Below are 21097 nucleotides of genomic sequence, written 5' to 3' on the forward strand. Positions count from 1 at the left end.
AAATGATGATGAAAATGAACCTTGCAGGCGCTGTAATGGCGACCAGCATTGCATTCACGGGCGCCGCCTCCGCGGAGGAATTCATCACCATCGGCACTGGTGGTGTGACTGGCGTTTATTACCCGACCGGCGGCGCAATCTGCCGATTGGTCAACAAGGGCCGAAAGGATCATGGGATCCGTTGTTCGGTCGAATCGACTGGTGGTTCTGTTTACAACATCAACACTGTTCGTGAAGGCGAGCTGGAATTTGGTGTGGCACAGTCCGATTGGCAGTATCACGCTTACAACGGCACTTCCAAGTTTGAAGAAAAAGGTCCGTTTGAAGGCCTTCGTGCTGTGTTCTCCGTGCATCCGGAGCCGTTCACGGTTGTCGCGCGTGCGGATTCAGGCATCAAGAACTTCGAAGACCTGAAAGGCAAGCGCGTCAACATCGGCAACCCGGGTTCCGGTCAGCGCGGCACCATGGAAGTTCTGATGGAAGCAATGGGCTGGACCACGGACGATTTCACGCAGGCCACCGAGCTGAAGGCTGCTGAGCAGTCCGCTGCGCTTTGCGACAATCAGATCGACGCGATGATCTACACTGTGGGTCACCCGTCCGGTTCTATTCAGGAAGCCACGACTGCATGTGACTCCGTTCTGGTGAATGTGGGTGGTGAAACTGTCGACAAACTGGTCGCAGACAACAGCTACTACCGTACAGCCACCATTCCAGGCGGCATGTATCGCGGCAACGATGCAGACACCGGCACATTCGGTGTTGGCGCAACCTTCGTAACCTCCGCAGACGTTTCCGAAGACACAGTCTACACGCTGGTGAAGTCCGTCTTTGAAAACTTCGATGCGTTCAAGAAGCTGCATCCGGCATTCGCCAACCTGAAGCCTGAAGAAATGGCTCAGGACGGCCTGTCCGCACCGCTTCATCCGGGCGCTGCGAAATATTACAAAGAGCAGGGCTGGATCAACTAAGTTCCTGTCTTTCAAAAATACGGGTCCGGAATTTCCGGGCCCGTTCTATAGCGCCGGTCCTATTTCCATTCTTCATGACCGATTGCGCTTTCAAGAATTATAAAGTCTGATCTAGGTGCAGGACTGCCTCCTGCCCAATCGTTGAATTTGAACAGTGCCGGCGCTGTTGATCAGCCGGATGACCGGGGGAATTTTAATGTCAGAGCAGAACCAACAGAACGGGCAGGCAAAGGGGCAAGGCCTTTCTGAAGAAGAACTTCAAGAACTTGTTGCCGCCTCTGATTCCGGATCGAGAAACCCTGCCGGTGCGGTCGGTCTGCTTATAGCCGGCATTGCCCTGACATGGTCGTGCTTTCAGGTCCTGCTGGCCTCTCCGATCGTCTACAATGTTTTGCCTTCGGACTTGATCAACAACAGCCGTCAGTTTCACTTGGCGTTCTCAATGTTTCTGGCATTCATGGCCTACCCGGCTCTGAAATCGAGCCCACGCCATCATGTACCTATTCAGGACTGGATCCTTGCCCTGTTTGGGGCCTTCATCGCGCTCTACGGCTTCTTCTTCTATGAGAAGATCGTCAACAACGGTGGCCTGGCTGATCATACCGACAAGTGGTTTGCGCTGGCCGGAATCATTGTCCTGTTCGAAGCCGCCAGGCGCGCGCTCGGCCCGGCAATGGCGATCGTGGCAACGATCTTCCTGCTCTACGTCTTCTTCGGTTCTTCACCCTGGGTGCCGGAAGTCATCCGCTGGAAGGGGGCATCCCTTCAAAAGGCGATGAGCCACATGTGGATCACATCCGAAGGCGTATTCGGAATTGCGCTCGGCGTTTCCACAAAATTTGTATTCTTGTTCGTTCTGTTTGGTGCGCTGCTGGATAAGGCGGGCGCAGGCAACTACTTCATCAAGATGGCGTTCGGTGCGCTTGGTCACCTTAAAGGCGGCCCGGCAAAGGCTGCTGTCGTGGGCTCAGCGGCGACTGGCCTGATTTCAGGTTCGTCCATCGCCAACGTTGTCACTACAGGCACATTCACCATTCCTTTGATGAAGCGGGTCGGCTTTACCTCCGAACAGGCCGGTTCTGTCGAAGTCGCCTCTTCGGTCAACGGTCAGATCATGCCACCGGTTATGGGCGCTGCGGCCTTCCTGATGGTTGAATATGTCGGCATTTCCTATGTTGAAGTGATCACCCACGCGTTCCTACCAGCTCTGATTTCCTATATCGCGCTGGTCTATATCGTGCATTTGGAAGCCGTGAAGCGAAACATGCCGACAATCGGTCACAAGGCCGTTTCGACGCTGCGCACTGTACTTGGCATGTTCTTTTTCTTCGCCGGATTTGCCGTACTTTGTTACGTCATCCAGTTCCCGATCGGCTGGATCGTCGCACTCGTGCCTGCCGGTGCCAGCTGGATACTTGCAGCTCTGGTTTTCGTTGCCTATCTGGCACTTCTCAAGCTGGCAGCCAGCGTTGACGACCTTCATCCGGACGATCCGAATGCAAAGGAAATCACGCTTCCGGAGATCTCCGAGATCTACAAAGCCGGCCTCTACTATCTGCTGCCGATCATTGTGCTGGTCTACTTCCTGATGATCGAGCAGAAGTCGCCGGGGCTCTCTGCCTTCTGGGCCACAGCGCTGCTCTTCGTGATCCTGCTCACGCAACGTCCGATCAAGGCAATTTTCCGCGGCGAAAATGAAATGGTCGAAGCGTTCAAGGAAGGGGTCAGCGACCTTGTCCACGGCATGATTGACGGTGCCCGTAACATGATCGGCATCGGCCTTGCCACGGCGACCGCTGGTGTGATCGTCGGCACTGTGACATTGACCGGCATCGGGCAGGTCATGGCTGATCTCGTCGAGTTCGTTTCCGGCGGCAATCTGGTCCTGATGCTGGTGTTTGTCGGCGTACTCTCGCTGGTGCTCGGCATGGGCCTTCCAACAACAGCAAACTACATTGTCGTGTCTTCGTTGATGGCTGGTGTCGTGGTCGAGCTTGGGGCTCAATCCGGCCTGATTGTGCCGTTGATTGCCGTGCACCTGTTCGTGTTCTATTTCGGAATCATGGCGGACGTGACGCCACCCGTGGGGCTTGCCTCCTTCGCTGCGGCCGCGGTGTCGGGAGGCGACGCGATAAAGACGGGCTTCACCGCCTTCTTCTATTCGCTGCGTACAGTCGCATTGCCATTCGTGTTCATCTTCAACACCGATCTTTTGTTGATCGATGTTGGCTGGATACAGGGCATAATCGTCTTCATTGTCGCCACCGTCGCGATCCTGGTGTTCACAGCCGGGACCATGGGACACTTCATTACGCGCAACAAAATCTACGAGAGCATTGCTCTGGTTCTGGTCGCGTTCGTTCTGTTCCGTCCGGACTTCTTCATGAACAGGATCCAGCCTCCGTTTGAGCAAGTTCCGCCAACCGAATTTGTTCAGGCTGTCGGAAATGCGCCTGCAGGCGAGGAAATCCGTGTAGAGGTCAGCGGTCCCGATTTCGATACTGGCCTGACGACGGCAACGACTCTTGTGTTGTCACCAGGAAGCGAGGATGGCGGCGATGCGCGTCTGAGTGCGCTTGGCCTGACCGTTCTTGAAGAAGACGGCATTCTCAAGCTGGAAGAGCCTTTCCCGGGCACACCATTCTTCGAGGCCATGAGCAACTTTGACTTCTATGCCGATGAACCGGTTATCATCGATACAGCCCAGATCGAGGTCGCCCAATTGCCCAAGGAACTGATCTTCATTCCCGGCTTTGCACTTCTGATACTGATTTATCTGGTTCAGCGCGCTCGTGCTGGCCGCCTGGAAGGAGCACCGGCATGACCGTCAAATCCATTTTGTGCGCAATCGATGTCTCCCACCAGGACGACATGCAGGTTCTGGAAACCGCAGACAAACTCGCGCGCCTCGACGAAGCACAGCTTGATGTGATCACCGTTGTGCCGAACTTCGGTGTCACCCTCGTCAGCTCCTATTTCGACGAGAATTTTCAAGGAGAGATGGTCTCCAAAACGCGTCAGGCATTGACTGACACGGTTGGAAGGGTACTCGGACCGGAGCGCAACAAGGATGTCAGGCATCTGGTTGCGGCCGGGTCCATCTACGAAGAAATCCTGGAAGCTGCGAGGCAGGCTGGTTCGGACCTTATTGTGATTGGAGCTCACAAACCGGACTTAAAAGAGTTCCTGCTTGGCCCGAACGCAGCTCGCGTTGTCCGGCACTCCAACTGCTCAGTTTATGTCGTGCGTGGCTAGTGCGGGCAGCATCATCAATTTGACCCAAGCAATACCGACTTCAATCGCTCAGCCTCGAGGCTGAGCGATCGTGTTTCTGGCCAGGCCAGATAATAGCCTCTGCCGGTCGATAACGTGCCGCCATCCAGTGGCACAAGTTGGCCGGAACTCATTTCCTCCTGCAGAAGAGGAACGGTTCCGAGTGCTACCCCCTGCCCCTTCAAGGCCCTTCCGATGCTCTGGTTGTAGCTGGCGCAATGACGGGACGGCCAGTCCCTGAGTGTTTGACTGCCGGTTCCCTGCATCCAACCTTGCCAATCGATCCAGTTGGGAGCCAGTCTTGGATAACTGAGCAACGGAGGTCGATTGAGGCTTTTTGCATCGTCCAAGGCCTCAATAACTTGCGGAGTACCGACGGGAACCACCACCTCCTGAAAGAGCAATTCGCACCTCCAACCTGGAAACCTGCCATCGCCATGGAGAACGACTAGATCGTGTTCGGGTCTCAAGAGATCGCCTATCTCGTCCGCCGTGATCAGGTTGAAGAGGCACGCTTCGTCGGAAAGCGCAAAATCTCTTAATTTCGGCTGAAGCCAGAAGGCCGCAAGCGTCGTTACAGAGGCGATGCGCACCAGCGAGCGCTGCTCTGCCTTGATTGCCCTCAGGGCCTGATCCAGAAAATCCAGCGTGGCGCCTGTTTTCTCCGCAAGATAAAGCCCTGCATCGGTCGGCCACAACTTCCGGCCTTCCCTTTCAAACAGTCTTGCACCCAACCAGTCTTCAAGCTGACGGACGCGTTTGCTTACTGCAGCCTGCGTGACGAAAAGCTCCTCCGCAGCTTCAGTGAAATTGCGATGGCGCATTGCTGCTTCAAAAAACACCAACGTGTCCAGTGGCGGCAATGATTTTCGATAGCTTTGCATTCCTAAAAGTTATCAACTAGCCTGAGTTTTTCCAGCATTTTCAACAAAATTTCTTCAGGTGATATTACCTAATGGATATTAGGGGACTTTCACTTTGGCAGAGTTGGATTGGCACGCAGAGCGCAGCGATTTACAAGGTCTCGCACAGCTCGATCGAACGTCGCTCAGTAGTGAGATCGATCTGGTTGCCGTTCGTACCTATCGTCAGCAGCGGGTGCGGCAGAAAATGGCCGAATATGATATCGACGCCGTTATCTTGTCTGACCCGGTGAACATCCATTACGCAAGCGGTACACGGAATATGCAAGTGTTTTCGATGCGCAATGCAGCGTCACGCTACCTGTTGCTGACCCAAAATCGCTCGATTCTGTTTGAATTCACGGGTTGCCTGCATCTCGGTGAAGGCTATGAGACCGTCGATGAGGTTCGCCCGGCAAAAACAGCCAGTTTTGTCGCGGCCGGTCCTCAGATTGCCGAGCGGGAAAAGTCCTGGGCATCGGAGATGGCTGACATCATTCGAGAACTGGCAGGCATCAGAAACGCGACTGTCGGTTTGGAACGGCTGAACGCAGGCACTGCAATCGCACTTCGAGAGGCTGGGCTGACGGTGGTTGATGCACAGCAACCTGTCGAGATGGCCCGAGCAATCAAGTCGCCCGAAGAGATGAAATGCGTCATAGCTTCTCTGCGCGCGACGGAAGCTGGTGTCGGAAAGCTGCGCGAAGCCATTCGTCCAGGCCTGACCGAGGCAGAGCTGTGGTCGGTGCTCCACAAATCCATCATCGAACAAAATGGTGACTATATCGAAACGCGGCTGCTCAACGCCGGTTCACGCACCAATCCATGGTTCCAGGAAACTTCCACAAATGTGATCGGCGAAAACGAGCTGATCGCTTTGGATACCGACGTTGTCGGTTGTCACGGATACTATTCGGATTTTTCGCGCACGTTTCACTCCGGCCCAGACCGTCCGTCCCGCCAACAGCAAGATCTTTACAAGGTCGCCTATGAGCAGGTGCATTACAACATGAGCATCTTGAGGCCCGGAATGACGTTTCGCGACTACGCGGATAGAGCCTGGAACATCCCCGCGAAATACTATGCCAACCGTTACTACCTGTCTGCACATGGGTGCGGCATGACCGGTGAATACCCTTATCTCTATCATCACGGTGACTTTCCAGATGCCGGATATGATGGCCTCGTCGAACCAGGCATGACGCTTTGTGTTGAAAGCTTCATTGGCGAAGATGGCGGCGCTGAAGGTGTGAAGCTGGAACAACAGGTCCTGATAACAGAGACCGGAACTGAGACACTTTCGCTGTTTCCGTTCGAATCCAGCCTTCTTGGAGACTGCCAGGCCGGCGCTGCATTGACCTGAGCCGGCCCTTCCAAGCTCCGTCTCTCACACTTCTTTGCAGAATGATTTCCTGTTGCCCTCTAGGCAATTCCGACAAGACACCCTATTTGATCGTAAGATTGCGATGGTTTCCGTTTTCAGTCGGAACCCCGAAGATCTGAGCACACAACAGTCAATTCCGTTCCGGAGGCCATTTTCACATGAGCGACTCTTCCGAATACACGCCGCCAAAAGTCTGGACCTGGGAGCAACCCAGTGGCGGCCAATTCGCCAACATCAATCGACCGATTTCGGGCGCCACACAGGAAAAAGACCTTCCCGTCGGCAAACATCCCTTGCAACTGTATTCGCTTGCCACTCCGAACGGTGTGAAAGTGACAGTCATGCTGGAGGAGTTGCTTGAACTCGGACACAAGGGTGCGGAGTACGACGCCTGGCTCGTTCGCATCAATGAAGGTGACCAGTTCACCAGCGGATTTGTCGGCGCCAACCCGAATTCCAAAATACCCGCCCTCATGGATCACAGCACGCAGACGCCGACCCGCGTTTTTGAATCGGGTTCGATATTGGTCTATCTCGCTGAAAAGTTTGATGCGTTCCTGCCAAAAGATCCTGCCGCGCGCACGGAGACCATGAACTGGCTCTTCTGGCAGATGGGATCAGCTCCCTATGTCGGCGGTGGCTTTGGTCACTTTTATGCCTACGCTCCGGAAAAGTTCCAGTACCCGATCGACCGCTTTACCATGGAAACCAAGCGGCAGCTCGATGTACTCGACAAGGCTCTCGCTGAAAGGCCGTATATTGCAGGCGATGACTATTCAATCGCCGATATAGCCATTTTCCCCTGGTATGGCGGCCTGGTACTTGGACGGCTCTATGATGCTGCGGAGTTCCTTGCGGTCGACGAATACAAACATGTGAAAGCCTGGGCAGAGAAGATCGATGCGCGTCCTGCCGTCGCGCGCGGACGCCGGATCAATCGTGTTTGGGGCGAGGAAACGGAACAGGTCCCGGAACGCCATGATGCATCCGATCTTGACCTCAAACCGGCTGCCGAAGCGGCAGCGGAGTAAGCATCTGAGTTCACCGCGTCCCCTGAAAATGGGGTCGCGGTGAAAAATGTCATACTCATTGCCCTGTAATGAGCCCGACGGCACATAGATTGCGCAGCGCAAAAAAATACTAATCAACTCGAAATTCTTAGTAATTCGGCAAAGGAATTGCGTTGTCGGCAACGACGATTTCTCAATTCCCCGCCTGCGCCGCTCGATAAAGTTTAGCACCTTTCATAAAGCTGCGCGGATTTACCGCCCAATTCTAAGGCAATCGCACCTTGTCATAAGTAGTTTTTTTGTTTCTATATGCGCTGCACACATGCATGCCTGCGGTGCATCGACATCCACAATGTCTGATCGCGTGGGCAACCTTACGATTGGCCTCTCCCGGTCACCATCTTGGAGCGACATATGTCAGAAGCGCTGATAATCGGCACACCGAAGGAAACCTTCCCCGGGGAGGCCCGTGTGGCCATGACCCCGGAATCGGCAAAGCAACTCCAGAAACTCGGCTATTCTTGCGTGATCCAGAGTGGCGCAGGCAAAGCGGCAGGGTTTTCGGACGAAGCTTACAAGGACGCCGGTGTCGAGGTTATCAAAACCGCACCAAGCCTCTGGAAACGATCCGATATCGTCTCCAAAGTCCGCCAGCCGGATGACAAGGAGCTCGGCTACCTCACCAAAGGTAAAACCCTGATTTCCTTTTTCAATCCCGGCGGCAACGAAGCCGGGATGGAAGCCGCCAAGGACAAGGGTGCCAATGTTATTGCCATGGAAATGGTGCCCCGCATTTCCCGTGCCCAGAAAATGGACGCACTCAGCTCCATGGCGAATATCGCCGGATACAGAGCCGTTATTGAAGCCGGCAACAATTTCGGCCGCTTCTTCACCGGGCAGATCACAGCGGCAGGTAAAGTTCCTCCCGCAAAGGTTCTTGTTGTCGGCGCCGGTGTGGCTGGTCTTGCTGCGATCGGCACCTCGACCTCTCTTGGCGCGGTAACTTATGCCTTTGACGTTCGCCCGGAAGTCGCCGAGCAAGTTGAATCCATGGGTGCTGAGTTCGTCTACCTGGATTTTGAGGAAGAACAGCAGGATGGTGCTGCGACCGGAGGCTATGCCAGTGTCTCGTCACCGGAGTTTCGGGAAGCACAGCTTGCCAAGTTCCGCGAACTTGCTCCCGATATGGACATCGTCATCACCACAGCGCTGATTCCGAACCGGGATGCGCCGAAACTCTGGCTAGAAGACATGGTCAAGGCCATGAAACCGGGCTCGGTGATTATCGACCTTGCCGCAGAACGCGGCGGCAATGTCGAAGGCACCGTCAAGGACGAAAAAGTCGTTACAGACAACGGTGTTACCATTGTCGGTTACACGGACTTCCCGTCACGGATGGCCTCCCAATCGTCGACGCTATATGCCACCAACATTCGTCATATGATGACCGATCTGACACCGGAAAAAGACGGTCAGATTGCCCATAATATGGAAGATGACGTCATCCGCGGCGCCACAGTTACCTATGAAGGTGAAATTACCTTCCCGCCGCCGCCGCCCAAGGTTCAGGCAATTGCGGCGAAATCGAAGGAAAAGCCGAAGGAACTGACACCGGAAGAAAAACGCCAGCAGGAAGCTGCAGCATTCAAGGCGCAGACGAAGCAGCAGGTCACGTTGCTCGCAGTTGGCGGTCTGGCACTGCTTTTGGTCGGTCTCGTGGCACCGGCAAGTTTCATGCAGCACTTCATCGTCTTCGTGCTTTCGGTCTTTGTCGGGTTCCAGGTCATCTGGAATGTCAGCCATTCGTTGCACACACCGCTCATGGCGGTGACGAACGCGATTTCCTCGATCATCATTCTCGGAGCCCTGATGCAAATCGGGTCCGGATCCTTCCTGGTTATCCTGCTTGCCGGCGTCTCCATCTTCATGGCGGGGATCAACATTTTCGGCGGTTTCCTAGTCACCCGGCGCATGCTCGCCATGTTCCAGAAATCTTAAGGAGGCCGAACGATGGAATTCGGTTTTACGACTGCCGTCTATGTTGTTGCGGCTGTTCTTTTCATTCTGTCTCTTGGCGGTCTTTCGGGTGAAGAAAGCGCAAAGCGTGCGGTTTGGTATGGCATTGCCGGTATGGCACTGGCCGTGGTGGCGACACTGATTGGCCCAGGCTCCGGCCTTTGGCTTCTGTCTGTTGCTCTGATCGCCGCAGGCGGCATCATCGGCTACTACGTCGCTCAGCGCGTCCAGATGACTGAGATGCCTCAGCTTGTTGCAGCAATGCACTCGCTGGTGGGTCTTGCAGCCGTCTTTGTCGGCTTCAACGCCTATATCGAACTCGTGCGCGTCAACGGCATGAGCGAAGAAGAACGCCATGCGCTGGAAGGCTTTGCCGCGATCCTCGCGCACAAAACGCCGATTGAACAGTCAATCCTGCGCGTTGAGGTTTTCCTGGGTGTCTTCATCGGTGCGGTGACCTTCACAGGTTCAGTCATTGCCTTCGGTAAGCTGGCAGGAAAAGTCACATCGAAAGCTGAAAAACTTCCCGGCGGCCATATGCTGAATGCGAGCGCGGCTGCTCTCAGCTTCATTCTGCTCATCCTGTTCCTGAACGGTGCCGGCATCTGGACGCTAATCCTGATGACTTTGCTTGCATTCTTCATCGGATATCACCTCATCATGGGCATCGGCGGTGCCGATATGCCGGTGGTGGTGTCGATGCTGAACTCCTATTCAGGCTGGGCAGCTGCCGCCATCGGCTTCTCACTCGGCAACGATCTGCTGATCGTCGTTGGCGCTCTTGTGGGCTCCTCCGGCGCGATCCTTTCCTACATCATGTGCAAGGCAATGAACCGCTCTTTCATCTCCGTGATCCTTGGCGGCTTCGGCAACACGACCGGTCCTGCCATGGAAGTCGAAGGCGAGCAGATCGCCATCGATTCCGACGGTGTTGTTGCAGCGCTCGACGATGCCGACAGCGTCATCATCGTCCCGGGCTACGGCATGGCGGTTGCCCAGGCACAGCAGTCGGTCAGCGAGTTGACCAAACGGCTGCGTGGCAAAGGCAAAGACGTTCGATTTGCAATCCACCCGGTTGCCGGCCGCCTTCCCGGCCACATGAACGTACTCCTGGCAGAAGCCAAGGTACCTTATGACATTGTGCTGGAAATGGACGAAATAAACGAAGACTTCCCATCGACGGACGTGGTCATCGTTATCGGGTCCAACGATATCGTCAATCCGGCGGCACAGGACGATCCGAACTCACCAATCGCAGGCATGCCGGTGCTGGAAGTCTGGAAAGCCAAACAGGTCTTCGTTTCCAAACGCGGCCAGGGCACCGGATATTCCGGCATCGAAAACCCGCTTTTCTTCAAAGACAATACGCGGATGTATTACGGCGATGCGAAGGCCAGCCTCGACAAGCTGCTGACGCAGATCGGTTAAGATCATCAAGACAGACAACCCCGGCCGCGGGCCGGGGTTGATCGTTTCAAGGCTACGAAAGTGAGCTGTAGCCAGGCGTTCTATTGCCGGGTGTACGACACTCCGTTCTGACCACTGCTATTGGTCCACGTGAAGGAATTCGGGCCGGTCACGAAGATCCTGTGTCCGGAAGCAGAGTTGTACTGACTGGCACCACTGCGGATATAGCGGGAGGTCTTGCCTTCCACATCACCACCAGCCATCCGCGTGATCACGATCTCATTTGCAGAAGCGTTGACGCGTTCGATCATCGGACGTCCGTCTTTCCACACGCCGAAATATAGCCCGCTCTGCAAGGCAGGAGCATATTGGGCAAACATCAAGTCCCCTCTTGGACCCGTGTGCCCTGTGCAAATCATCTGGCTGCCATGGGCCGCGCAGAACTGAGCAGGGGCCGCCGTCGCAATCGCCGGCAGTCCAACGACAACTCCAAGAAGGCATAGTGCGGCCAACGCGGCGCTGAGCATTTGTCTGCGTCCTGCAACCAGGGACGTTCTTTCACAAAGGATTTTCAAATAAAGGTTTGGCATCTTCTCAATCTCTCTCTTTTCAGCAATACACGAGCCTGCTTCAGCTCGAAGCGCGGTGAGCGCCATGAAAAAGAGGTAAGATCCGTTCCCCCAAGCCCCCATGAGGTAAATCCCCCAATGTGTTCAGCAGTGGTGAGCGGTGATGCCGATCCGATTTCCAGACAGCAGGAAGCCGCCCACGAGGGGCGGCTTCTTTTTTGGACGGGTCTGCTGCGCAGTTAGCCGTATTTCTTGATTTCACCGGATTTCAGACGGCTCAGGTAGCTGTTGACCTCCCGCTTGACGATCGGCATCAGCGCATAAAGTGCGATGATGTTGACAACAGCCATTGCGAAGATCGCCGCGTCTGAGAAGTCGATCACCGGACCAAGGCTCGCTGCCGCTCCGATAACAACGAAGATGCAGAAGATAACCTTGAACACAAGCTCCTTGGTCTTGCCTTCACCGAACAGGAAGGTCCAAGCCTTCAGGCCGTAGTAGGACCAGCTGATCATCGTCGAGAAGGCAAACAGGACAACTGCAATTGCGAGGATGTACTGGAACCAGCCGAATGAAGATGAGAAGGCCGCCGATGTCAGAGCAACACCTGAGTTGCCATCAACAGTCTGAATAGCGGTTCCGCCTTCATTGAGGAGGTAGAGACCCGTTTGCGGATCGGAAACCAGCTGACCGGTGATGATGATCACGAGGGCTGTCATCGTACAAATCACGACGGTATCGATGAAAGGCTCCAGAAGCGATACGAAACCTTCGGTGATAGGTTCCTTTGTTCTCACGGCCGAGTGTGCAATCGCCGCGGAGCCGACACCGGCTTCGTTGGAGAATGCCGCCCGTTTGAAGCCCTGAATAAGCGCTCCGACAAAGCCGCCGGCAACACCAAGACCTGTGAACGCCCCTTCAAAGATCTGCCCAAATGCCCAACCGATCTTATCGGCATTCATCAGAATGATAACCAATGCGGTGATGACATAAAGAACGCCCATGAACGGCACGACTTTTTCCGTTACCGAGGCAATGGATTTCAGACCGCCAACGATGACCGCAAAGACGATCGCTGCAAACACCAGACCAGTGATCCAGCCCGGATAGTCGCCAACGACATTTGCGATCTGGGCATGAGCCTGGTTGGCCTGGAACATATTTCCGCCGCCCAGCGAACCGAGAATGCAGAATATCGCGAACAGGATAGCCAGAATTTTGCCTGCAGGCAGGCCACGTTCCTCAAAACCCTTGGTCATGTAGTACATCGGGCCACCGGAAACGGTGCCGTCGGAATACTCATTCCGGTATTTGACGCCGAGCGTACACTCGGTGAATTTGGAGGCCATTCCCATAAGGCCTGCAAGGATCATCCAGAAAGTCGCCCCAGGTCCACCGATGCCAACGGCAACAGCAACGCCAGCGATGTTTCCTAGCCCAACCGTGCCGGAAAGCGCTGTTGCAAGCGCCTGAAAGTGACTTACCTCACCCGCATCATTCGGGTCGGAGTAATCGCCTTTGACCAAAGCTATTGAATGCGGGAAAGCCCGGAACTGAATGAAGCCGAAATAGATTGTAAAGATGGTCGCGGCAATCACCAGCCAGGCGACGATCCAGGGAAAGGACGTTCCCGGAAAGGGGCTGAAGATGAAGCTGACGAACCAGCCGGTGGAACTTGCAAAAATTGAATTGATCTGTTCGTCAATCGATTGAGCCATCGCCGGTGCGGATACGCAGAGCGAGGCGAATGCGGCCAGAACCGCAGCGCTGATGTTTTTCATATGTGTTTCGCCTTCCAAGATTTACGGAACGATGGTGACCGGGACAGGCGCTGCCTGTGCCAGACTTCCGGCAACGGACCCGAAGATGCGGGACGATAATTTGGAGTGGCCAGTACGGCCGATCACGAGGTGATCCACTCCATCTTCTTCCGCAATCTTGATGAGCGTTTCTGCGATGTGGCCGTAGCGCAGCTCAGAGACAACCTCGAGCCCGGTACCAGCCAGCTTGGTCAGAACGGGTTCCAGAACGGCCGTTTGCGCTCGCTCCAGTTCCTCGGTCCGCCTCGCGTGCCGTTCTTCAATTTCCGTAGGTGTCAGGAAAGTATAAGGCGACCACTCGAGCACATGGGCAACCACGAGCCCCGCCCCCCCCGCCTTTGCCAAACCAACCGCGAACTCCACTGCGTTCATGGCGTTTTCGCTGCCGTCATATCCGACGACGATCCTCTTAGACATGATTATTTTCCCCTGTCGTGCGGCGTTTTGCCGTAGTTAAATTTAGCCAGCACGCAATCATAAAAGTTCTCGAATTTCGGCGAAATTAGGATATTTTATGAATAATTATCGAAATTAGCCGGAGTTTTCGGAATTTTTCTCATGGATGCGATTGATCAGAAAATTCTTACAGCCTTGCAAATTGACAGCCGCATCTCCATGGCCAAGCTTTCTGAACAGGTTGGGCTGTCCCTTTCGGCCTGTCACCGACGGGTCAAACTGCTGGAAGCAAATGGCGTGATTTCTGGCTATACGGTGCGGCTGGAGCGAAGTGCCCTGGATCTGGAGATCCAGGTCTTCATTGAAGTCAAACTGACCAGCGCGCGCACCGACGACATTACCGCCTTCGAAAGCGCGATCGCGAAAATGCCTGAAATACTGGAATGTCACCTGATATCGGGTGAGTTCGACTATCTCATTCGACTTGTTGCGAAAAACACGGCCGCTTACGAGAAGCTCTACCGAAACAGGCTCTCGCAAATCCCGTCAGTGTCGCAAATGAAGACACTGCTCAGTCTCAGCACGGTGAAAGAGTTTCGCGGCCTCTATCTGGAGCCGTAAAAAAGCAACGTCTGCCCAGCGCTCCGCTTCAGAGCGATTGCGGGTATGCCAACGCTTGACGCGCTGCAGTCTGTCTTAAGACGACCGGGTCAGATTGCCGGGCCGGGTGTCAGGCCGCTTACCTTCTCGACAATCGAGACGGCGTCGATGCCAAAGTGACGATAGAGATCCGAGATCGTTCCGGTTTGACCGAAATGCTCCACTCCGAGCGGGATCGTCTGATGCCCGATTACGCCACCAAGCCAGGCAAGCGTCGCCGGATGTCCGTCGATAACAGTGATCAGCCGACAATGGGACGGCAATTCGCCCATGAGCTTTTCAATATGCGATCTTGCACCGGAATTGCCGCGAGACCGAGCTCGCTGCGCAGCAGTCCATCCCGCATTCAAACGATCCGCGGACGTAACACTCAAAACACCGACATCGCGCCGGTTTCCAGCAAGCAGCCCAGCTGCCTTGATGGCCTCGGGGGCAACAACGCCCTGGTAGGCGATCACCACTTCGCAGTTCGGCCCTGGCTTGCGCAACCAGTATGCGCCATCGATCGCACCTTGCCTGAATTCGTCATCTGCCCGGTTGACCGGTTGCTCAATCGGATTGGTAGAGAGCCTCAGATAGACCGAGCCACCGGTTTCGTCGCGAAGCCAAGTGCGCTCGTCCGGATCCCCTTCCCCATCCCGCTGCATGTAGTCGAAAGACCATTCCATGATAACGGCCAGTTCGTCAGCAAAGGCCGGCTCGAAAGCTGCTATTCCATCCTGGCTCATACCGATCAGCGGTGTTCCGATTGATTGATGTGCGCCCCCTTCCGGAGCCAGCGTAACCCCGGACGGCGTGCCGACAATCATGAAGCGGGCATCCTGGTAGCAGGCGTAGTTGAGCGCATCGAGTCCTCTGCAAACAAATGGATCATAGACAGTCCCAATCGGGATCAATCGCTCGCCAAAGAGCGAATGCGACAAACCAGCTGCGCCAAGCAGCAAGAACAGGTTCATCTCGGCAATGCCAAGTTCGATATGCTGACCTTCCGGCGTAAACTCCCATTTGGCAGTCGATGGAATCCGGTTCTCGATAAAGGCGTCGGCCATGGCGGTGCGAGCAAAGAGTTTGCGACGGTTTACCCAAGGCCCGAGATTGGTGGTGCCCGTCACGTCCGGAGACGTGGTTACAATCCGCCGTGCCAGTTCGCTGTCACCTTTCGACAGATCATCGAGCACTTTGCCAAAAGCCATCTGGGACGAGATTTCCCGGTCTGAATTGAGTTCAATTGACGGCACATCGACCCTGTCAGCGGTGAAACGCCTAGACCCTTTGGCAAAGAACGGGACCTGTTTCAAAAACGCCTGGAGTGCAGCGACATCTTCAACCCCAGCAAAGCGCTCCCATTCTTCTCCTTCACTGACACCCATATGATCCTGCCATGCAGACATTTGGGTCTTGTTCATCAAGCCGCCATGGTTGTCCTTGTGGCCCGCAATCGGTGTGCCCCAGCCTTTGATCGTATAGGCGAGAAAACATGTCGGACGGTCGTGATCGATTGCATCAAAAGCGGCCGCCATTGTCTCGGTGCAGTTGCCACCGAGATTTTCCATCAAAGCGGCAAGCCCGTCATCGGAACGTCTGTCGATGAGAGCGCTCACATCGCCCTGGTCGCCAAGGTCATCCATGAGCCGCTTGCGCCAGACAGCGCCCCCCATGAAAGTCAACGCCGCATAGTCCTGGTTGGAACAGGCATCTATCCATTGCTTCAGCTTGGCACCGCCCGGCTCACTGAATGCTGCCTGCTGCAGAGCTCCGTATTTGACGCGGACGACATCCCAGCCAAAGGCGTCGAAGATCTTCTCGACCCTGTCAAACAATCCCTCCCGGACGATTCCGTCCAACGACTGCCGATTGTAGTCAATGATCCACCAGCAATTTCTGAGATCGTTTTTCCAGCCTTCCTGAAGTGCCTCGTAGACATTGCCTTCGTCCAGCTCGGCATCGCCGACCAATGCCACCATGCGCCCCAAGGTCCGATCCTTTGACCAACCCTTCGCATCTACAAAATCTTGAACAAGGGAGGCAAACGACGTGATCGCGACGCCCAAACCGACGGAACCGGTTGAGAAGTCGACATCATCGATGTCCTTCGTGCGGGACGGATAGGACTGGACACCATGGAACCCCCGGAAATTCTTCATTTTTTCCAGATCTTGATTGCCCATGAGATACTGGATCGCATGAAAAACCGGTGAAGCATGCGGTTTGACAGCAATCCGATCTTCAGGACGTAGTGCTGAAAAGTATAGCGCCGTCATGATCGATACCATCGACGCCGAACTTGCCTGATGCCCGCCAACCTTGATCCCGTCAGCCTTTGGTCGAACATGATTGGCGTTGTGGATCATCCAGTGCGACAGCCACAGTAGCCGCTGCTCGATCGTCTTGAGATGTTCCGTCTTCGTTTTCATGCCGGTTCCGTCCATTTCTCGTTTGACGACCAACCTAACGGTCGGTTCGAGCTGGTTTCTTGCTTTTTCGTAGTCACAGAGGTTAGAAAATAGACACTTTCGCTAGAAAAATTGGAAACTATAGTGACTTCCGTCAACCTTGATCAGTTTGATATCCAGATCCTGCGCGAATTACGCGCGAATGGGCGTATTTCCATACAAGATCTGTCAGAGAAAATCGGTCTTAGCCCAACACCGGTCGCGCGCAGGCTGCGGCATCTGGAAGAAAACGGTGTTGTCACCGGATATTGCGCCCTGATCGACGAAATGAAATTGGGCTACGAAGTATCGGTGTTCGTTTCAGTCCAGCTGGACAAACAGGTCGATGTCAGCCTTGAGCGTTTCGAGACTGCGATCCAGGGTTTTCCCGAAGTAGTTGATTGCTGGCTGATGACTGGCAATCGCGACTACCTTCTGCGCGTCGCGACCACCGGTCTGGCCAGTTTCGAGACCTTCCTGACAGGCAAACTCACCCGTGTGCCAGGCGTGGCGAACATTGAAAGCTCCATCCCGCTTCGCCGGGTGAAGTCCGCTGTTGCCCGCACACCTTGACCCTCAGGCTGCTTCAGCCACGGTTTCGCTCGGCAGCGCCTGCCGTAAGTCTTCCAGAATGTCGTCAACCTCTTCCAATCCAACCGAAAGACGAACCAGTCCATCGCTGATGCCATGCGCAGCGCGTTCTTCAGGTGTGTAAGTCGAGTGGGTCATGGACGCCGGATGCTGGATCAGTGTTTCTGCATCCCCGAGCGACACCGCCCGCTGGATCATCTTCAGAGCATTCATCATGTTGGTACCGGCATTCAATCCTCCGGTCAGTTCGAAAGCGATCATGCCACCGGGCTGCCGCATCTGGGTCTGTGCAAGATCATGCTGCTCAAAACTCTCAAGCCCCGGGTAAAAAACCTTGGACACTGCGGCCTGCGCCTCCAGCCAACGGGCCACTTTCATCGCCGATGAGGAGTGCCGGTCCATGCGCAATGCAAGCGTCTTCAGGCCTCGCAAGACAAGCAGAGCGCTGAATGGTGCCATGACAGCACCCGTCATATCTTTCATACCGACAAGACGGATCTCCTGGATTTGCTCCTGCGAGCCGACCACGAGACCGGCAACAACGTCTCCATGACCTCCCAGGTACTTGGTGGCCGAGTGCAGAACAATGTCGGCGCCCAGTTCAATGGGCCGCGTCAGGTAAGGGGTTGCGTAGGTGTTGTCGACAATCACGGTCGCGCTTGCCTCATGGGCAATATCGGAAATCTTCTCGATGTCGACGAGACGCATATTTGGGTTTGCCGGTGTTTCAAAATAGACGATCCGCGTCTTGTTCGAGATCGCAGCTCGCAGTTTCTCCGGATCGGTCATGTCGACGTGCGAGATCTTGATGCCGAACCGGGTCAAACCGTGGCGCATGAATGCAAATGTGCAGCCGTAAAGCGTCTCATCCACGATGATTTCATCGCCAGGCGAAACAAGTGTCCAAAGGGTTGCTGTGATCGCCCCCATGCCGGAAGACAGTGCCAAACCGGCTTCCGCACCCTCAAGATCGGCAATCCGACGCTCAAGAAGATCAAGGGTTGGATTTGAGATACGGCTATAGATATGACCGGGCCGCTCGCCTGCAAACATTTCGCCGCCAGCTTCTGCGGTCTCAAAGACAAATGTGGAGCTCAAGTGAAGCGGTGGCGTGAGCGATCCTTCGTTGTCCGAAGGCCGGTAAGCGTGGTGGATCGCTCTGCTGGCAAAACCCTTATACATGCTCATATCATTCTCCCGAGTTGCTTTTCAGCAGCTTAGGAAAGATGGGCGGGCATTTGATTTCAAAATATGCTAACTTTGAACGTCATATTAGCATAATCTGCCAGAGACGATGCCCATGGACGCAAAAGACCGTCAAATTATTCGAGCGCTGCAAGGTGACGGGCGCATGACCAACCAGGACCTCGCGGACACCGTCAATCTTTCGCCGTCCCCTTGCCTGCGCCGCCTTCGCAATTTGGAAAACTCAGGCGCGATCCGCGGTTTCATGGCCGACGTGGATGCATCTGCATACGGATTGCCGATTACCGTCTTTGTCCGCATACGGCTGGAGCGTCACAACGAAGAAGACGTTCAGCGTTTCGAGCGGCACGTTCAAACAATCCATGAGATTCTGGAGTGCCATGTCCTGACCGGAGCTATGGATTATCAGTTGCGTGTGGTGGTCTCCGACCTGGAGGCCTATGAAACCTTCATTCGAACACGCATCCACCCAATCGGAGGCATTGCCTCGATCGACACAAGTTTCGTCTATGGAACGGTGAAAAAAACCGCCGTCTTTCCGCAACTGGATTAACGCAAAGACCGCCCGTCTTCCGCGAATAGGTGAACTTTCTGCGGATCGATGAAAAGGCCTATCGGGTCGCCGGTATTGACAGGCACATGTCCATGTTCGCGCACAAGAAACGCTCCGATCCCGTCGACCTGGACATGGATATTCGTGTCTGAGCCGAGATGCTCAACCAGTTCGGCTTTTCCGCTGAATTGAGCGGCTTCCGATCCTGCCACGTGAATGTGCTCCGGGCGTATTCCAAGTTCACTCACGCCAGAAGAAGGCACCTCCCCTTCAACCTGGATTCTGGTGCCGCTGGAAAGTGCAATGCTGTCGCCCTTGGCTTCGGCCCGATGCACATTCATGGTCGGTGACCCGATGAATTGTGCAACAAACTTGTTGGCAGGTCTCTCATAAAGGTCGAGTGGTGTTCCGACTTGCTGGATGTCGCCCGCATTCAGAACAACAATCCTGTCCGCAAGTGTCAGTGCCTCTACCTGGTCGTGCGTTACATAGATCATCGTGGCTTCAAGGCGTTGGTGAAGGCGTGCAATTTCAAGACGCATCTCGACACGCAAGGCCGCATCCAGATTTGACAAGGGTTCATCGAAGAGAAAGGCGCTTGGGTCTCGAACGATTGCGCGGCCCATTGCTACGCGCTGACGCTGGCCGCCCGAAAGCTGTTTTGGCAAGCGTTCCTTCAGGCCAGTGAGACCCAGTGTCTTCGCCGCGCCCTGAACCTTGGACCGACGCTCTTCCGCGGCGGCTTTCCGGATTTCAAGGGAAAAGCCCATGTTTCGTGAAACGTCCATATGTGGATAGAGCGCATAAGATTGGAACACCATGGCCATGTCGCGGTCGCGGGGTGGAACCTCGTTCATGCGCCTGCCATCGATGGTGAATTCGCCACCCGTGATCGGTTCCAGGCCGGCGATCATCCGCAGCAAAGTGGACTTGCCACAGCCGGACGGGCCGACCAGCACAATAAACTCGCCGTCTTCAATCGTCAGGTTAATGTCGCGCAGGACTTCAACAGATCCGTAGGATTTGGCGATGTTTTGCAGTTCAATGCGGGCCATTTTGGGCTCCTATCCTTTTACGGCACCAGAGGTGAGCCCCTGGACCAGATAGCGCTGAATGAAGATGAAGAAGAGGCAGGATGGCACAAGCGCCAAGACACCGGCGGCCATCATCTGCCCCCAGTCGACCGAGAACTTTGAGACGAACGTCAAAAGCCCGACAGGGAATGTCATCGTATCGTTGGAATTGATCAACATCAGCGCAAAGAGCAATTCGCTCCATGCCGCAGTGAAGATGAAGCCAAGTGTTGCTCCCAATCCCGGCAGCGTCAGAGGCAGAATGATCTTGCGCAGCGCTTCAAACCTCGTGCAGCCGTCGATCATTCCGGCCTCCTCCAAGTCCTTCGGAATGCCGTCGAAGAAGGACTGCATCAGGAATGTGGCGAAGGGCACATTGAAGGCGGTATAGACGATGATCAGGCTTGTCAGTGAGTTCAGCAATCCGACTGCAGCCACGATCTTGTAGATTGGGGCAATGATCATCAGAAGCGGAAACATCTGGGTGATCAGCATAAGCGCAATGACCAGGCGCTTGCCACGGAAGTCAAAGCGAGAAAAGGCATAGCCTGCCGCGGCTGCCACACATGTGGTTATGGCCGCTGTACCCAGGGACACGATCAGGCTGTTCTTGAAATAGGACAAGAAGTCGGTGGCGATCAGGACAGTTCTGAAATTCTCGAACGTGAAACTGCTGGGAACCATCGCAGTTCCCTCCGAGAAGATCAGTTTGTCCGGTGTCACCGCGATTTTTGCCAGCCAGTAAAGCGGGAAAAGGGCAAAGGTCAGATAAAAGGCCAGAGCCAGATATTTCCCGGTCACGGCCAAGGGTGAGGACTTGCGAAGCGCACTCAT

General features: G+C 54.9%; 18 protein-coding genes. 10 read left to right on the plus strand and 8 right to left on the minus strand.

Features of this window, described 5'->3' with window-relative positions; genetic code table 11:
- Positions 1-2: 2 nt before the first annotated feature.
- From FIV00_RS20405 to FIV00_RS20415, 3 genes are all read left to right on the plus strand, one after another.
- Positions 3-971 (plus strand): TAXI family TRAP transporter solute-binding subunit, encoded by a 969-nt coding sequence (locus tag FIV00_RS20405; RefSeq protein ID WP_173006080.1) that lies wholly within the window; start codon positions 3-5, stop codon positions 969-971.
- A gap of 196 nt (positions 972-1167) precedes the next feature.
- Entirely contained in the window at positions 1168-3795 is a 2628-nt protein-coding gene (locus FIV00_RS20410) for a TRAP transporter permease (protein ID WP_152502479.1), read from the plus strand.
- Complete coding sequence (locus FIV00_RS20415) at positions 3792-4226, plus strand: universal stress protein (protein WP_152502480.1); 435 nt, start codon at positions 3792-3794, stop codon at positions 4224-4226. Before FIV00_RS20410 ends, FIV00_RS20415 begins: the two co-directional genes overlap by 4 nt.
- 14 nt (positions 4227-4240) lie before the next feature.
- Here FIV00_RS20415 and FIV00_RS20420 read toward each other — a convergent pair whose 3' ends face one another.
- Complete coding sequence (locus FIV00_RS20420) at positions 4241-5086, minus strand: LysR family transcriptional regulator (protein ID WP_209006637.1); 846 nt, start codon at positions 5084-5086, stop codon at positions 4241-4243.
- Between the two features lie 136 nt (positions 5087-5222).
- On the opposite strand from FIV00_RS20420, the gene FIV00_RS20425 reads away from it, so the two are divergent.
- The 4 genes from FIV00_RS20425 to FIV00_RS20440 all read left to right on the plus strand — a co-directional run bounded on the left by FIV00_RS20425 (position 5223) and on the right by FIV00_RS20440 (position 10984).
- On the plus strand, positions 5223-6509 hold the full coding sequence (locus FIV00_RS20425) for a Xaa-Pro peptidase family protein (RefSeq protein WP_152502482.1): 1287 nt from the start codon (positions 5223-5225) through the stop codon (positions 6507-6509).
- 179 nt (positions 6510-6688) lie between these two features.
- The gene (yghU, locus tag FIV00_RS20430) at positions 6689-7561 is read left to right on the plus strand and encodes a glutathione-dependent disulfide-bond oxidoreductase (protein WP_152502483.1); all 873 of its coding nucleotides are present in this window, start codon (positions 6689-6691) and stop codon (positions 7559-7561) included.
- 405 nt (positions 7562-7966) lie between these two features.
- Positions 7967-9538 (plus strand): Re/Si-specific NAD(P)(+) transhydrogenase subunit alpha, encoded by a 1572-nt coding sequence (locus tag FIV00_RS20435; protein ID WP_152504357.1) that lies wholly within the window; start codon positions 7967-7969, stop codon positions 9536-9538.
- 12 nt (positions 9539-9550) lie between these two features.
- A complete protein-coding gene (locus FIV00_RS20440; protein ID WP_152502484.1) occupies positions 9551-10984 on the plus strand; it encodes an NAD(P)(+) transhydrogenase (Re/Si-specific) subunit beta in 1434 nt (477 codons plus the stop codon).
- 80 nt (positions 10985-11064) lie between these two features.
- Here FIV00_RS20440 and FIV00_RS20445 read toward each other — a convergent pair whose 3' ends face one another.
- The 3 genes from FIV00_RS20445 to FIV00_RS20455 form a co-directional block, all read right to left on the minus strand.
- A complete protein-coding gene (locus FIV00_RS20445) occupies positions 11065-11490 on the minus strand; it encodes a hypothetical protein (RefSeq protein ID WP_152502485.1) in 426 nt (141 codons plus the stop codon).
- Between the two features lie 281 nt (positions 11491-11771).
- Positions 11772-13313 carry a sodium:alanine symporter family protein gene (locus FIV00_RS20450; protein ID WP_152502486.1) on the minus strand — a complete coding sequence of 514 codons (1542 nt, stop codon included), beginning with the start codon at positions 13311-13313 and terminating at the stop codon, positions 11772-11774.
- Positions 13314-13334: 21 nt separating this feature from the next.
- Positions 13335-13769 (minus strand): universal stress protein, encoded by a 435-nt coding sequence (locus FIV00_RS20455; RefSeq protein WP_152502487.1) that lies wholly within the window; start codon positions 13767-13769, stop codon positions 13335-13337.
- A gap of 141 nt (positions 13770-13910) precedes the next feature.
- Between FIV00_RS20455 and FIV00_RS20460 the strand changes: the two genes are divergently transcribed.
- A complete protein-coding gene (locus tag FIV00_RS20460; protein ID WP_152502488.1) occupies positions 13911-14369 on the plus strand; it encodes an Lrp/AsnC family transcriptional regulator in 459 nt (152 codons plus the stop codon).
- Between the two features lie 89 nt (positions 14370-14458).
- Here the strand turns inward: FIV00_RS20460 and FIV00_RS20465 are convergent, their stop codons facing one another.
- Positions 14459-16822: a 1-deoxy-D-xylulose-5-phosphate synthase N-terminal domain-containing protein gene (locus FIV00_RS20465; protein ID WP_152502489.1), complete on the minus strand. Its 2364-nt coding sequence runs from the start codon at positions 16820-16822 to the stop codon at positions 14459-14461.
- A gap of 123 nt (positions 16823-16945) precedes the next feature.
- Between FIV00_RS20465 and FIV00_RS20470 the strand changes: the two genes are divergently transcribed.
- A complete protein-coding gene (locus FIV00_RS20470) occupies positions 16946-17413 on the plus strand; it encodes an Lrp/AsnC family transcriptional regulator (RefSeq protein WP_152502490.1) in 468 nt (155 codons plus the stop codon).
- Between the two features lie 3 nt (positions 17414-17416).
- Here FIV00_RS20470 and FIV00_RS20475 read toward each other — a convergent pair whose 3' ends face one another.
- The gene (locus FIV00_RS20475; protein ID WP_152502491.1) at positions 17417-18619 is read right to left on the minus strand and encodes a methionine gamma-lyase; all 1203 of its coding nucleotides are present in this window, start codon (positions 18617-18619) and stop codon (positions 17417-17419) included.
- Between the two features lie 112 nt (positions 18620-18731).
- Here FIV00_RS20475 and FIV00_RS20480 point away from each other — a divergent pair, with 112 nt between their 5' ends.
- Positions 18732-19190, plus strand: coding sequence for an Lrp/AsnC family transcriptional regulator (locus FIV00_RS20480; RefSeq protein WP_152502492.1), 459 nt, complete (start codon positions 18732-18734; stop codon positions 19188-19190).
- Here FIV00_RS20480 and FIV00_RS20485 read toward each other — a convergent pair.
- Both FIV00_RS20485 and FIV00_RS20490 read right to left on the minus strand, forming a co-directional pair.
- Complete coding sequence (locus tag FIV00_RS20485) at positions 19187-20245, minus strand: ABC transporter ATP-binding protein (RefSeq protein ID WP_152502493.1); 1059 nt, start codon at positions 20243-20245, stop codon at positions 19187-19189. The genes FIV00_RS20480 and FIV00_RS20485 overlap by 4 nt on opposite strands.
- A 9-nt stretch (positions 20246-20254) precedes the next feature.
- Positions 20255-21097, minus strand: coding sequence for a carbohydrate ABC transporter permease (locus FIV00_RS20490; protein WP_152502494.1), 843 nt, complete (start codon positions 21095-21097; stop codon positions 20255-20257).

The organism is Labrenzia sp. THAF82 (assembly GCF_009363435.1).
Classification (GTDB): domain Bacteria; phylum Pseudomonadota; class Alphaproteobacteria; order Rhizobiales; family Stappiaceae; genus Roseibium; species Roseibium porphyridii.